Origin of the sequence: Vibrio sp. Vb1755 (genome assembly GCF_033338635.1) — a bacterium.
Classification (GTDB): domain Bacteria; phylum Pseudomonadota; class Gammaproteobacteria; order Enterobacterales; family Vibrionaceae; genus Vibrio; species Vibrio alginolyticus.
In genome coordinates this window covers 136,221-149,445 of sequence record NZ_JAWOTA010000008.1, presented here as the reverse complement: position 1 = coordinate 149,445, position 13,225 = coordinate 136,221, and the positions used below count along the sequence as shown (strand labels likewise).

The following is a 13,225-nucleotide window of genomic DNA, read 5'->3' as shown; positions in this document are numbered from 1 at the left end:
AATATTGGAAATTAGTGACTTAGCAAAGAGTATAAAAAGAGCAAAAATATTGGCGTTTTCTCTAATAGCTCTGATACCTACGGTTTATTTAGTTTGGTTTTATTTTATAAATAACCTTCCTCTCTCGACTGATAGTTCGATTTGGGGCACCTTTGGAGACTTTATTGGTGGCATCTTAAATCCACTGATAGCCTTATTAGCTTTCTATTGGTTAACTCAATCAGTACTAATTCAAAAGACCGAATTATCTGAAACTCAGAAAGTGCTCAAGGAAACTGAGAAGGCTCAAAAAGAACAGGCGCTAACTCAAGAAAAAAAGCGATTTGAAGACACATTCTTTTCTTTACTAAACCAACTCAATACCGTCTTTGACGGATTAAATGAGCGTTTGATAGTCATGGATCGCCCGACGGCTTCAAAAATCATGAAGCTGCATAATGCTGTTATTAAAAATGGTACTGGTAATACTATTGAGCAGAGAGTCGCTAAAATGCGTGAATCTTCAAGCGATACGAGCCACTACTTCAGGGTTCTTTACCATATACTCAAGTTTATTTTGGAAAATAGTCGGTTCGATGCTGAACCAATGCTGTTTGAAGCCGCGGTCGAAAAAAAAGTTACTAGAACCGAGAAATTTTACTCCAACATTGTTCGCTCTTTCTTGAATAAGGAAGTTATCCAATTATTAGCCATCAATTGTGTAGTTGTAGATCCTCTAGACCCATACTATAAATATCGCCAACTGGTTGAACGCTATTCCTTATTGGAACACCTACATATTGATGCCGAGTGGCAAAAGGAGTTGTTTGGAAAATATGACAAATCGGCTTTTGGTGAACACCCAGAAGTACAATCATAACAAACAATTTAAGAGTGATTCAGCACGCTTGGCATTTTTAGTTTGGGTTAAGTTCAGTGTTTACGGTGATCAAATGGGGTGCAGTGCTAGCGTGCTTCACACCTTAATTGGGCGTTAGTACGGGTTTGACATCAAAGGTCATAAGTTTTGGTTTTTATCTGTTTTGGCGCTCGTCTTTACACCTTTCAGTTTGTACATTTCACGTTCTTTCCGGTGGCACTATATGCGGAGTGTTCGCTTTGATTTCACCGTTTACGGCTTCTAACTTTTTGGCGTTTTTTCATTTTCGTGGTGTTTTTTGAGAGAGCCTTGATTACTTTTGGTGTGGCTGTTGAGTGACGAGGAAAGAATCCTTTTTTAATTTAAAGCCAGTGAAAGTAGGGCAGTTCAGTGCATTTTTCTTCTAGCCAACTTTCGTCTTTCAATCGGGGTAAAGTTTTGTAGCTGCCCGTCTCACTTCAGTGTTCAAAGCCTTTCATATCATGCCACTTTTCAATATCTTGGAGCGCATAAATAGAAGTAGCGCATGTACTAACAAATTGCTTAAGAGTGATTCGTAACGCGTGGCATTTCTACTTTGCGGTGGCTTATGTGATTAAGGCGCTGTGCGGTAGCTTTTGTATTGCGTTACTCACACCTTAGCAAGGCGTTAGGCTTCTTTCTAGAAAATGGAGGTAACTTTGATAAAGGTATTTATTACGGCTAGTGAAATAGTATTGCTAATCGTTGCTCTAATTATTGGCGCTTTCTGGATAAAGCAACCTGACGCAAACTATGAACCTATTCTTGTGTTTCTGAGCTTTCTTTTACCCATGTTAGAGGTAGCAAGACGCAAAGTGAGCAACAAACAAGTTGATATGGTTCCGCAAACTACATCCTATGCTAGGCGCTATCTTGATCAGCCTCATCAATGTCACTTTATCAATAATCTTCCCAACCTAAAGAAAGCTGTAGAGCAAAGCTCACAAGAGTTATGGGACAGTGGAATTACAGCAAACATGCGGCAAGGTAGTTACGATCTAATCCATTCGTTGCAAGATTACTGGGTTTCTCTTGCTGAATTTTTCCCACCGTTACACTTTGACGGTAAAGAGCCACGCGCTTACATTTCTGATTACACACAAAGTCGGTTCTCGTTTCACAGATCAAACCTAGAACCTGATGGGGCTGGTACTGGAGGCTCCATTGTTCACGTGATGGCAGGCGGTGGTGTTATTCAAGATCTGGAGAATATGATCGAAGAAACAGTCTGCACATTATCTTCAAGCACTGATACGATAGATTTTGAGAATTGGAAAAAGCGATGGCGCGGCAAAGCCTAACAAACTGTTTAAGAGTGATTCGCAACGCGTGGCATTTTTACTATGCGTTGGTTTAAGTGATTAAGGTGATATGCGGCGGCATTGGTATTGCGTTGCTCACACCTTAACAGGGCGTTAGCACTGGGTTGGCATCAGAGATCAAAAGTCTTGGTGTTTATTGGTTTCTTTTCCTAGCTTTACACAGGAGCAAATGTGCCTTTCATGTTCGCTCCGGTGGCACTAGATGTGAAGTTTTCGCTTTGAGTTTATCGTTTACGGTTGCTAACTTTCGGGCTATTTCTCTGGTGTGGTTTCTTTAGTGCTGAGAAATTTTCGGCAAAACAAGCGTTGCTTTGTCGCTGTTGTTCAAGTTCGAAGCCCGTATTCTTTGCTAATTTGAAAGCGGTGAAAAAGGGCAGTTAAGCATGTTTTTCTTCTAGTCAACTTACGTCTTGATGTCTGTTTTTAGTTTGGCAGCTGTCCGTTTGGTTTAGTGTTTTAAGCCATAAGTTTCGTGCTATATTTCAATGTCTTGGCGTGTACCAAAAGCTTAAAGGGCAGCGTGCTAACAAACAGTTCAAGAGGGATTCAGCACGCGTGGCATTTTTGGTATGCGGTGGTTTCGGTGTTGAAGTGCCATGCGGAAGCTTAGGTATTGCGTGCTTCACCCCTTAACTGTTGCCAGTCCGTTTTCTGCGGCGTTGGTTGTTCCAAGTGGTTCCATTAAACAGCCGCTTTGAGACTACGCCTGACTTAAGTGCATCAAAGCACATAAAGTTTGTTGTTCGCAAAGTTTAGTTTGGCTTAAAATTGGCGCTCGGTGCCTCGCGACTAACAAACTGCTCAAGAGGGATTCGCAACGCGTGGCATTTTTACTATGCGTTGAATTTAGCGATTAAGGTGGTTTGCGGCGGCTTTTGTATTGCGTTGCTCACCCCTTAGCAGGGCGTTATGTTTCTTTAGGAGTTAAACGTGGAATTTTTGGAAAGTCGTATAAATAAGCTATTGGGCGAAGCTAGAAAGATTGAAATTGATGTCGCGCATCATCAAATTAGTTGGTCTCAATGGGATCTAAAGCAAACCGGAGTTCGGTCGGTTTCCTTAGCTGAGCTAATGCGAATAATTTCAGTTTGATACTTAAGTTTACTGATGTGAAAGGCGGCACAAAGCCTTCTAATAATATAAGGCATTCGTGATTAGTTCGGCGCACTTACATCGCCGAAGTATGGTGTTGTGAGACGCATTTCAAACTAAAGATAAACGGTAATTTTTTGGTTAAATACATATTTGAGTTAGCTTTGTTAATCATTAATTAGCAAAACGAGCTTTGGCGAAAGTGGCTGAAAGATCAGCGAAAACTGAAAGGTGCTCAGTTAACAAACTGTTCAAGAGGGATTCGCAACGCGTGGCATTTTTACTATGCGTTGGTTTAAGTGTTTAGGGTGGTATGCGGCGGCTTCAGTATTGCGTTGCTGCCCCTTAATGCAGCGTTATGTACCTATGAGGTCAATTGAACTATGAGTGATTTTGTTCGTGAGGTTAGTGAAAACTGGAACCAAATAGATGCTGATGCTAGTTTAAATCGGCAATCAGCTGGCGCGACTAATCATGTCTTTCGAATCCAATCCTCAGAGACTTTTTACCTTAGAAAATATCGTGTTCGCAATGTTGCACAAATCAAGCTTGAGCATGAATTATTACAAAAACTCTCCCAAAATTTGAATACTATAATAGCCCCAGTTTTGACGCGCGATGGCTGCTCCTTTGGCAAAATAGGTGATGGCTTTTACGCTTTATTCCCTGAAGCAAAAGGGGGGCTAATTGGAAAAAGCGAGCTGTCGGAGTTACATGCTTTTCAGTTAGGAAAAGCACTGGCTGAATTGCATGTTCAACTAGCTTCTATGGCTGGAAATAGTTTTCCAACAATCGAGCTCTCATGGGATAAAAGTGCTTGGGTCGATAGGTTACAAAAAATAGTTGCCTGTATTGAAATCAACAGTGCGCTTGATGCAAAAGGTTCGGTGCTACGAAGAGTAAAACAACAGCGTGACTATCTAGCGAGCTCACAAGCCGTACACTCATATACTCCTTTAACAAGCAGGCAATTAATTCACGGCGACTTTCATCATTTTAACGTCTTTTTTGATTTAAACGGTGCTGTAAGTGATGTGATTGATTGGGACCTAGTACAAAATATGCCACCTGGTTATGAGGTGGCTAGAGCCTGTATGTACATGTTTGACATGGATGTTAATAAATCATTGGCCTTGTTAAAAGGGTATCTGTCTATTAAACCTATGACACAACCTGAGCTTAACGATGGAGCAAAGGCATGGGCTGTTTATGCTGACCATCATGTATGGGCTTTGGAAGAGGTGTTCTTAAAAAACAATACCGCTGCACAGAAGTTCATCCCCAAAAGTGACTTTATTCCGTTCATGGTTCAATGGTCCAAAATTGAAAGTGCATTATTTTGCGGCGGTACATAACAAGGCGTTTAAGAGGGATTCTCAACGCTTGGCGGTTTCAGTTCAAAGTTTAGCTTTTGTGTATATAGCACAATAGTTTAAGTTGGGTGGTATAGCGTTGCTCACCCCTTAACGCGGCGTTAGTAAGGGTTTGGCATCAAAGGTCATAAGTTTTGGTGTTTATCTGTTTTGGCGCTCGTTTTTACACCTTTCAGTTAGTGCCTTTCACGTTCTTTCCGGTGGCACTATATGCGGAGTGTTCGCTTTGATTTCACCGTTTACGGCTTCTAACTCTTAGCCAATTTCTTTGGCGCTTCTTCATTTTCGTTGTGGCTTTTGAGAGAACCTGGATTACTTCTGGTGTGGCTGTTGAAGTACGAGGAAAGAATCCTTTTCTAATTTGAAGCCAGTGAAAGTAGGCCTGTTCAGTGCGTTTTTCTTCTAGCCAACTTTCGTTTCTTAACCGAGTTTAAGTTTTGTAGCGGCCCGTCTCACTTCAGTGTTCAAAGCCTTTGATATCATGCTAGTTTTCAATATCTTGGAGCGCATAAATAGAAGTAGCGCATGTACTAACAAATTGCTTAAGAGTGATTCGTAACGCGTGGCATTTTCATTATGCGTTGAGTATAGTGATTAAGGCGTAATACTGGATCTTCGGTATTGCGCTACTCACACCTTAACTCGGCGTTAGGCAAAAAGGAAGACATATGGCTATAGAAATAATTGTTGGTGCTGCTGGTGCATCCCTTACACTTCTTGACCTTGTATTAAGGGCTAAAGGGTCATTAATTGCTCCCAAAAAAGATCCTTTCATAAATTACGATACTAGCTATCTGTTAGGTGTTTACTCGGAAGAAACGCCGATTTCTCATTTTATACCTTACAGTGAACTAATAAGCATGTACCCTGAAGGTAAGAAAATAGAAATTAAAATAAACAATCGAAAGTTCATGCTTCGACCACCAAACCAAGAATGGTCTAAAGTCTCAGACCTTGGGTTCAGTCAACTTATAGAGTCCCAAAGGGTTAGAGATAACGAAGGAGCGATCAGGCTTCATGAAGTTTTAGAGTCAGGTGATAATATAAGCTTCTCACTACAGAAGGCATCATACTTTGACCAATGTAAATCCAATTTAATATTAGATTGGTCATCTCAGGATGATGATGGCATTTCACTAAGGTCCTTACAGCGTGGAATCTATGGAGGGCTCTTACCTAATTTAAATGATAAAACTATGGCTAACACAGTTGGAATTGCAGCTCTCATTTATTACAGAGAGGAAGACGAATATGTCCCCTATATGGTTAAACGTGTAAAGAAAGTAGGAGTCTTTCCTGGTGGTATTCACTGCACTTCGTCCGGGGTTGCAAAGTGGCCCTCAGATTCTGCCGATACTAGCTTTGAAAATTTCTTTACAAAGCATATGTACTCTGAATTAGAGGAAGAAGTTGGTCTGACAAAGAATGATATTTCAGAACTTATTCCCATGGCTGTTTGCAGGGAGTTCGCTAGGGGAGGAAAGCCCCAAGTCTTTTATGCTGGTTTTACTGAGTTATCTAAATCTGAACTAATAGAAAAAAGAATTAAAGCGCAAGCAACAATTGCAGAAATGAAGCTATGGCCAGAAATTGAACAGCAAAGATGGTATCACTCTGAAATCGTATTAGGTACTGATGAATTAATGGGATCTATTAGTAAATACAAAGTTACTTTAGAAGGCGTGGCATCTCTGCATTATGGAATAAAGTATTTGCAGCAGCACAGGATATAAAATGCCTAACAATCTGTTTAAGAGTGATTCTCTACGCGTGGCATTTTTGCTGTGCGTTGCGTTTAGTGTTTAAGGGGAAGGGGTATGCGGCGGCATCGGTATTGCGTTGCTCAACTCCAAAAGGTCATTAATACTCAAAGGTCAAATATGGATATTTACCCAGAAATCGAGTTATCTAAAGCACAGCATAATGCAATTGAAGCTCTTAGAAACCAGTCGTTTCCTGAACATCAAGTTACTCGCTCTTACTATAAGCAACTCCCGCATATGAGAGTTCTGAATTACGAAGGTGATCAGTTAGTTGGTTACATGGGATTAGACTACAGAGTTGTTCGCGTTGGTGATGAAATTTATAAAGTATTAGGTGTGAGTGACTTTTGTGTCGAGAGCACAGTTCAAAGACAAGGTATTGGCACAAAAATGTTGTCTCAACTCAGCGAGTATGCGTCCACTAAAGATGTCGACTTCATCATTTTAGTCTCCGATTTGGAGCGTTTTTATGTGGCTAATGGTTATCAGCGCCTTAACTCTCTAAGTTCTTGGTTGCGCGTTCATGAACATAAAAATTACGGTGTCGCTGTAGAGCAACTAGATGATTTATATGTTAAACCTATCAGCGGTAAAACTTGGGCTGTTGGTCATATAGATTGGTTAGGGTATATGTATTAGTCTGTAGTGGGCTAATAAATTGTTCAAAAAGAAACACTACACGTGGCATTTCCAATTAGCGTTTCTTATACCTTACGGGAGCGTTTTCCCACAAGGAGTAATATGTGATTGTAGTAGCAAGGTTTTCTTTTCCTCATGAAGCTCATATTGCGAGAGCAAGCCTAGATAGTGTCGGAATAGAAAGTTACATCGCTGACGAGCACACGGTAAATACTCAGTGGCTTTATTCAAATGCAATTGGTGGCGTCCGTCTGATGGTGGCCGAAAGTGATGCAGAAGATGCGAAAAAAATACTTAGTAGCGATTTCTCAGAATCATTGGGAAATGAAGTTGACGTTGATGAAGAAAAAGACGTTTGCCCTAAATGTGGTAGTAAAGATCTATTTGCATTTACAAAAGGTAAACGCCCAGCTTTCTTAGTTTTTATTTTACTGGGTTTTCCACTGTTTTTTTACAAGCATGGTTATAAGTGTAAGCAGTGTGGGGAGTTTAGTGAAAAACTTTAAATCTTTAGATAACAAGGCATTAAAGAGATAATTTGTACTCGTAGTATTTTTACGATGAGTTATGTCGAGTGCCTATACAAGAAGTCAGAGTTACTGCTTGCTTACAAGCAAAGCATTATACGATAGTGAAGGAATAACATTGAATGAGTGAAATTAAAACAATAGAGCAGTTAAAAGAAATTTACGCAGAGCCAAGTGCGAGAGCTAAAAATAAAGCTCTGCCTGTGCTGGATGTTCATGCGATTACATTAATTAATAACTGCCATTTTGCAGTTCTAAGTACCGCTGATTCACAAGGGTATATCGATCTTTCTCCTAAAGGAGGGGAGCCTGGCTTCGTAAAAGTTTTAGATGAATCAACATTGCTGCTCCCTGATAGCTCGGGGAACAATCGTATCGATAGTCTAAAAAATATCATTAGTAACCCGAAGGTAGGGTTGTTATTGATGGTAAACGGTATTGATGAAGTGCTCCGTATTAAAGGAATCGCAAGTATTCACACCGACGCCAACTTGATATCTGCTTGCCCCGATGGAAGTAAAGATCCTAAGGTTGTTATCAAAATAGTCATAGAGAGTATGTACTTTCATTGTGCGAAAGCGGTGATGAGAGGGAAACTTTGGTCTGATGACTATAAAGTAAATCGCTCAATTCTCCCTTCATTAGCTCAAATCTTTAAAGATCAACAAAAGTTAGAAAGTAAAGCGCTTAATCAAGAAGAGATGTTGAAATATTACCAATCTAGCCTTTAGAACAAGCGTGGTAATATATTGAAAAGATAGAAAAATCAGGTTCGACCTTGCTTTACGGAAGTATGGATTAGGTTTAGTGGGGATGTTACTGTCTCAATAGCGTTAGTTCACAAATAAACAATTGTTAGTCCAAATTTTAAAATGAAAAATGCAGGAAAATTTACTCTAGAAAATTACGTTTTGGCTAGTCCGGGAGTTAGGTGTGTTGGACAAATGATTGATCTTTTTGTCAGTTTTAGCATTTTTACTCTCGTTTTATGGGTCGGCTTAGAAATCGGTATTGAAAAAGAGCTTGTGCGCGCTACAGCAGTAACTGCGACTGTATCGTATTACCTTTTTTCTGATTGTTTACCAAATGGTCAAAGTGTGGGTAAAAAACTTTTGGGCATTGCAGTTATAAGTGCAAGAACGGGTAAAAAGTGCAATATTTTTCAGTCGCTCTTTCGAAATGTTATTACTCCATTCTTCGGTTTTATTGACTCAATTTTCATTCTTGGTAAAAAGAGGCAACGTCTCGGTGATAAGTTAGTGAGAACGGTGGTGGTAGTGCACTAAATTGATAGCGCTGAGGACTAGGGTTCAAGTCGGGCTTTGTTTTCGTGGTGGGACAGCCTCGCTTAGGTGGTAGCGTTACTCACATACTGAATGTAGCGTTGTAAGAAAATTGGTATTGGAGTCCAAGTTTTATGTCAGAAAAAGAGAAAATGTTAGCAGGTGAGCTTTATGACCCAAGTGATGAAGAGTTATTAAAGTTAAGGTTGAGCGCTAGGTTACTAACTGAAAAATTGAATGCCACGTCTGTTGAGCATAAACAAAAGCGAGTTCAAATAACTAAGCGCTTGTTTGGCACAACAGGTGACGATATTCATGTTGAATCTTCTTTCAATTGCGACTACGGATCCAACATTCACGTTGGAGATAATTTTTACGCTAATTTTGGTTGTGTGATTTTGGATGTTGCGGAAGTTAAGTTTGGTGATAACTGTTTACTTGGGCCTCAAGTTGGCATTTATACTGCGACTCATCCCTTAGATCCTATCGAGAGGAACAGTGGTTTAGAGCTAGCAAAGCCCATAAACATTGGTGACAATTGTTGGATAGGTGGCCATGCCGTAATCAACCCTGGCGTAACACTTGGGAACAACGTGGTGGTAGCCTCTGGCGCAGTCGTTACAAAGAGTTTTAGAGACAATGTCGTTGTTGGTGGCAACCCAGCCAGAGTACTGAAGGAAATCGTCACTAAGCGATAATAAAGTATATGGACTATTTTGAGCCTGAGTTTAGGACTTATGATCAACTCACCCCAAGCTTTGATGCGTTCAACGGTTACTTGTTGACGCACTTGAATGTCTAAAATTTGCTTCAATATAGAGTCGTTACACGTGGCGCTTTTACCGTGCGTTGAGCTTGTTTAAAAGTCTCATACGAAATCATTTGTATTACGTGTCTCACACTTTTATTGGATTTTCGTCACCAATAACGAACCAAAAGGCTGACCCCAAAATGTTAGTAACAAAGATTGAAACGGAACGATTAATTCTAAGAGAGCTAGTTGAAGATGATGCAAGCGAATTGTTTGACATCTTCTCAGACCATGAGGTCATGAAATATTGGAACTCTGGCCCTTGGGTTTCAATTGAAGAAGCGCGGACATTTATAGCCAAGAGTACACAGGCCATGAATAGGAATACAGAAGTGACACTAGGCATCTTCCTAAAGAGCAATGGCCAACTTCTGGGTAAGATAATGCTGTTTAATCACGTGAAAGAGTCTAGGCGCGCAGAAATTGGCTTTGGCGTGAGTCGTCATTTCTGGGGTAAAGGCATTGTATTAGAGGCGGGAACTGCATTAATCGAACACGCATTCAAAACACTGAATCTACGTCGAATCGAGGCTGAGATAGATCCAGACAATGCTTCTTCAGGTAAAGTCTTGGAACGGTTAGGTTTTATAAAGGAAGGTTTCCTTAGGCAGCGTTGGGAAGTGAATGGAGTAGTCTCAGATTCAGCAATTTACGGGTTGTTAGCTAAACCCCTGGACAGCGTTTAGTACCCAGCCTTAAAAGCATCTAATAGATCTAGCCTGCTCGTACTCAATACACAGCCTTACACTTGACGGCGAGGTTTCTTGAATTGACTTGGTGGTCAGTGAATGTACTATCACGGATAGGACTTACTGCAAGGATAGCAGCATGAGCGAGAAATTATTTTGGGTTAATCCCTACCAAACAGAACTTAACTCAAGAGTGACCAATGTAGACGGAAATAAGGTTGAATTGGACCAGACTATCTTCTTTGCAGAGTCTGGAGGCCAAGAGAGTGATAAAGGAACGATTAATGGTATTCCGGTTTTGATTGCTCAAAAGTTAGGTGTTCGACTTATTTACACATTGGAATCCTCTCCAAATTTTACTCTTGGTGACATTGTAACTACGAATATTGATTGGAAGCGTAGATATGCCTTAATGAAGCTACACTTTGCGGCTGAAGTGGTGCTCGAGATGTTTTATCAGCGTCGGGAAGGCATTGTTAAGATAGGCGCGCATATTTCTGAATATAAGAGTCGCATAGATTTCGAGTGGTCTGAAAGTATTGGCCCGCTATTGAAAGAAATTGAAACTGATGTGCAAGATTTGATTAACTCTGATTCAGTTATTATTAGTGACTTTTCCGATCAAGAGAGTGAAAGAAGGTATTGGAGAGTGGATGGGTTTGCGCAAGTGCCTTGCGGTGGCACTCACTTAAAGCGCACATCAGAAGTCGGCCAAATTCAATTAAAACGCAAGAACATCGGTAAAGGCAAAGAAAGGGTAGAGATAACCTTATGCTCGTAAGTCGATAGGGCATTAGAAATAGATTCCTAACACGTGGCATTTAATTCATGGTGAGATTCACATTTGCGATATGAAGGTTGAGATTGAGGGCGTGTTGGCTACTTCTGAACGAAAGGTTACAGGGGTGAGAGGATGATATGTCGAAAGTAACATTGAAAGGCTTTATTTTAGTTCCGGAAAAGGATTTAGAATTAGTAAAACATGAGTTAATAATTCACAAAAGGCTCACGTTAGAAGAGTCGGGCTGCCTTACTTTTCTTGTGACTCAAAGCTCGACTAATCCGTTTCGTTTTGATGTCTATGAGGAGTTCGTCGACAAAGCCTCTTTTAAACAACATCAGGAAAGAGTTCAAGCCTCACATTGGGGAAAAGTAACAGCCAATGTTAAACGGCAATACGAAATCTTTGAATGTGTGCATGACTAATCGAATCGGAGTGATTTAGAGCGTTTACACTTTGCTTTTTAGGTTGCTCTACGCTCTACAATGTTGATTTATTCAGCTATTCACCTGGCTTAGTGTTCTTAATGCTTTGCCGTATTAAATCTAGAAATTTTAATGGAAGTGTTATGTTTAGAGTTGTGTATGAATGGCGTGTGCCAAGTGAAAAAATGGATGAGTTTCAAAATATATGGCGTTCGACGACAGATTCAATTCATCAGTCAGTAGATGGGGCGCTTGGTAGTTTTATGCTTCGTTCTTACGATGTACCGGAAAAGGTTTTAACTATTGCCAAGTGGCGAACACGTGAAGACTGGGAGCGGTTTTGGGGAACTAGTAACCCAGAAAAAATGAAGAAGATGAGTGAAATTGCAGAGCGTATTTCAGTTGAACCATTCGATGAAATTGAAGATAGAACTAAGTAGGGCAATAGAAACGTTAAAGTGATGCCTAATGAACAGTTTGGCGGACAATATGAAAGACAACCTTAACTAAGGAATAGGGTTATGCAGATTTTAATCGTTGGAGGTAGTAAGGGTCTAGGAAGGTTCTTGGCTACGAACTTACAGGGTACAGAAATTTATGCGATTTCTAGATCAAAGCTAGTTGAGGATGAAGTAGTTTCTGTTTGTATTGACGTTGATCCCGATAAAAAACCAGATTACACGTGCTTCAAAGGTGTAGAGTTTGACATCATCGTTTATTTGGCGTCCATGTGGGGAGAGTCTTCCGAATTGACAACAAACGAACTGATTGAGTTTATGAATGTTGGTCCGATTGGGTATCTTAATTTAGTCAATGAGCTTAACGCTTTAGGTTCACTTAACGATAAATGCAATATTGTATCTATTGGCTCTACAGCAGAGCTTTCAGAAAGTAGTGAATACCCTGCATTCGCCCTCAGTAAAAGATTACTCAAAGATATTTCTAGCCAGCTGCAAAACGTTTATCGTGATTACCGCTTTACTCACTTTACAATAGGTGGGATCGGGCATGCTGAAGAGGAACGTATTGAGTATTCGAGTGTTTTGGAGATTATAAATATGCTAACCAAGCTTGATCCAAACACATACCTTTCAAATATGCATATAAAGTCCAAGCTAGGAATGTAGCTCTCAAGCTGTATTACGTACCTGCTTCTATGGTTTGGCATCATGTGCATTCTTTTTATTGAGCTATGGTTATAACTCCAATGAAAGGAGTTTACTTATGTCATACATTGATGGGTTTGTCGCTGCAGTGCCGACAGCGAATAAAGAAAAGTATATCGCACACGCAAAAATAGCAGCAGAAATGTTCAGGGAGTTTGGGGCCTTAAAGGTTGTTGAGACGTGGGGGAGTGAAGTACCAGATGGTGAGATCACATCATTTCCCATGGCAGTTAACGCTGAAAGCAACGAAACCGTTGTGTTTTCGTGGGTAGTCTGGCCTTCAAAAGAAGTTCGAGACTCAGGGTGGCTGCGGATCATGGGTGATCCTCGAATGAGTCCAGATAATAACCCAATGCCCTTTGATGGAAAGCGTCTCATTTATGGCGGATTTGATGTTATTTTGGAGCAGTAAAATACCAAAGAATCTCAACTCGATTCGTGACACTTGGTGTTTTAATCAGTATTACGCTTCTG

15 protein-coding genes are annotated in these 13,225 nt (G+C 40.4%); all 15 read left to right on the top strand.

The annotated features are described in order from the left end of the window. Nucleotides 1-4 precede the first annotated feature (4 nt). The 15 genes from R7E00_RS10055 to R7E00_RS09980 all read left to right on the top strand — a co-directional run bounded on the left by R7E00_RS10055 (nucleotide 5) and on the right by R7E00_RS09980 (nucleotide 13,163). A complete protein-coding gene (locus R7E00_RS10055) occupies nucleotides 5-859 on the top strand; it encodes a putative phage abortive infection protein (RefSeq protein WP_227484034.1) in 855 nt (284 codons plus the stop codon). Between the two features lie 680 nt (nucleotides 860-1,539). Continuing rightward, the gene (locus tag R7E00_RS10050) at nucleotides 1,540-2,181 is read left to right on the top strand and encodes a hypothetical protein (protein ID WP_053317233.1); all 642 of its coding nucleotides are present in this window, start codon (nucleotides 1,540-1,542) and stop codon (nucleotides 2,179-2,181) included. Nucleotides 2,182-3,677: 1,496 nt separating this feature from the next. Beyond that, a complete protein-coding gene (locus R7E00_RS10040; RefSeq protein ID WP_047102731.1) occupies nucleotides 3,678-4,649 on the top strand; it encodes a phosphotransferase in 972 nt (323 codons plus the stop codon). A gap of 686 nt (nucleotides 4,650-5,335) precedes the next feature. Further along, nucleotides 5,336-6,400 carry a hypothetical protein gene (locus R7E00_RS10035; protein ID WP_054575062.1) on the top strand — a complete coding sequence of 355 codons (1,065 nt, stop codon included), beginning with the start codon at nucleotides 5,336-5,338 and terminating at the stop codon, nucleotides 6,398-6,400. A 147-nt stretch (nucleotides 6,401-6,547) separates the two neighbouring features. Continuing rightward, nucleotides 6,548-7,069, top strand: coding sequence for a GNAT family N-acetyltransferase (locus R7E00_RS10030; protein WP_258481829.1), 522 nt, complete (start codon nucleotides 6,548-6,550; stop codon nucleotides 7,067-7,069). 104 nt (nucleotides 7,070-7,173) lie between these two features. After that, nucleotides 7,174-7,575: a DUF2007 domain-containing protein gene (locus R7E00_RS10025; protein WP_053306978.1), complete on the top strand. Its 402-nt coding sequence runs from the start codon at nucleotides 7,174-7,176 to the stop codon at nucleotides 7,573-7,575. Nucleotides 7,576-7,718: 143 nt separating this feature from the next. Then, nucleotides 7,719-8,327, top strand: a complete 609-nt coding sequence (locus R7E00_RS10020; RefSeq protein WP_005389306.1) for a pyridoxamine 5'-phosphate oxidase family protein — start codon at nucleotides 7,719-7,721, stop codon at nucleotides 8,325-8,327. 141 nt (nucleotides 8,328-8,468) lie between these two features. Beyond that, nucleotides 8,469-8,882, top strand: a complete 414-nt coding sequence (locus R7E00_RS10015; protein ID WP_031781318.1) for an RDD family protein — start codon at nucleotides 8,469-8,471, stop codon at nucleotides 8,880-8,882. A gap of 131 nt (nucleotides 8,883-9,013) precedes the next feature. Further along, complete coding sequence (locus tag R7E00_RS10010) at nucleotides 9,014-9,577, top strand: sugar O-acetyltransferase (protein WP_047102727.1); 564 nt, start codon at nucleotides 9,014-9,016, stop codon at nucleotides 9,575-9,577. Between the two features lie 253 nt (nucleotides 9,578-9,830). Beyond that, entirely contained in the window at nucleotides 9,831-10,376 is a 546-nt protein-coding gene (locus tag R7E00_RS10005) for a GNAT family N-acetyltransferase (RefSeq protein ID WP_053350310.1), read from the top strand. Between the two features lie 142 nt (nucleotides 10,377-10,518). Next, nucleotides 10,519-11,160, top strand: coding sequence for an alanyl-tRNA editing protein (locus R7E00_RS10000; protein WP_258481828.1), 642 nt, complete (start codon nucleotides 10,519-10,521; stop codon nucleotides 11,158-11,160). Between the two features lie 137 nt (nucleotides 11,161-11,297). Beyond that, nucleotides 11,298-11,585 (top strand): putative quinol monooxygenase, encoded by a 288-nt coding sequence (locus R7E00_RS09995; protein ID WP_158173947.1) that lies wholly within the window; start codon nucleotides 11,298-11,300, stop codon nucleotides 11,583-11,585. A 143-nt stretch (nucleotides 11,586-11,728) separates the two neighbouring features. After that, the gene (locus tag R7E00_RS09990; RefSeq protein ID WP_025768092.1) at nucleotides 11,729-12,025 is read left to right on the top strand and encodes an antibiotic biosynthesis monooxygenase family protein; all 297 of its coding nucleotides are present in this window, start codon (nucleotides 11,729-11,731) and stop codon (nucleotides 12,023-12,025) included. A gap of 81 nt (nucleotides 12,026-12,106) precedes the next feature. Then, nucleotides 12,107-12,712, top strand: a complete 606-nt coding sequence (locus R7E00_RS09985; protein ID WP_262606323.1) for a hypothetical protein — start codon at nucleotides 12,107-12,109, stop codon at nucleotides 12,710-12,712. A 97-nt stretch (nucleotides 12,713-12,809) separates the two neighbouring features. Continuing rightward, entirely contained in the window at nucleotides 12,810-13,163 is a 354-nt protein-coding gene (locus R7E00_RS09980) for a DUF1428 domain-containing protein (protein ID WP_005387184.1), read from the top strand. The last annotated feature ends 62 nt before the right edge of the window (nucleotides 13,164-13,225 follow it).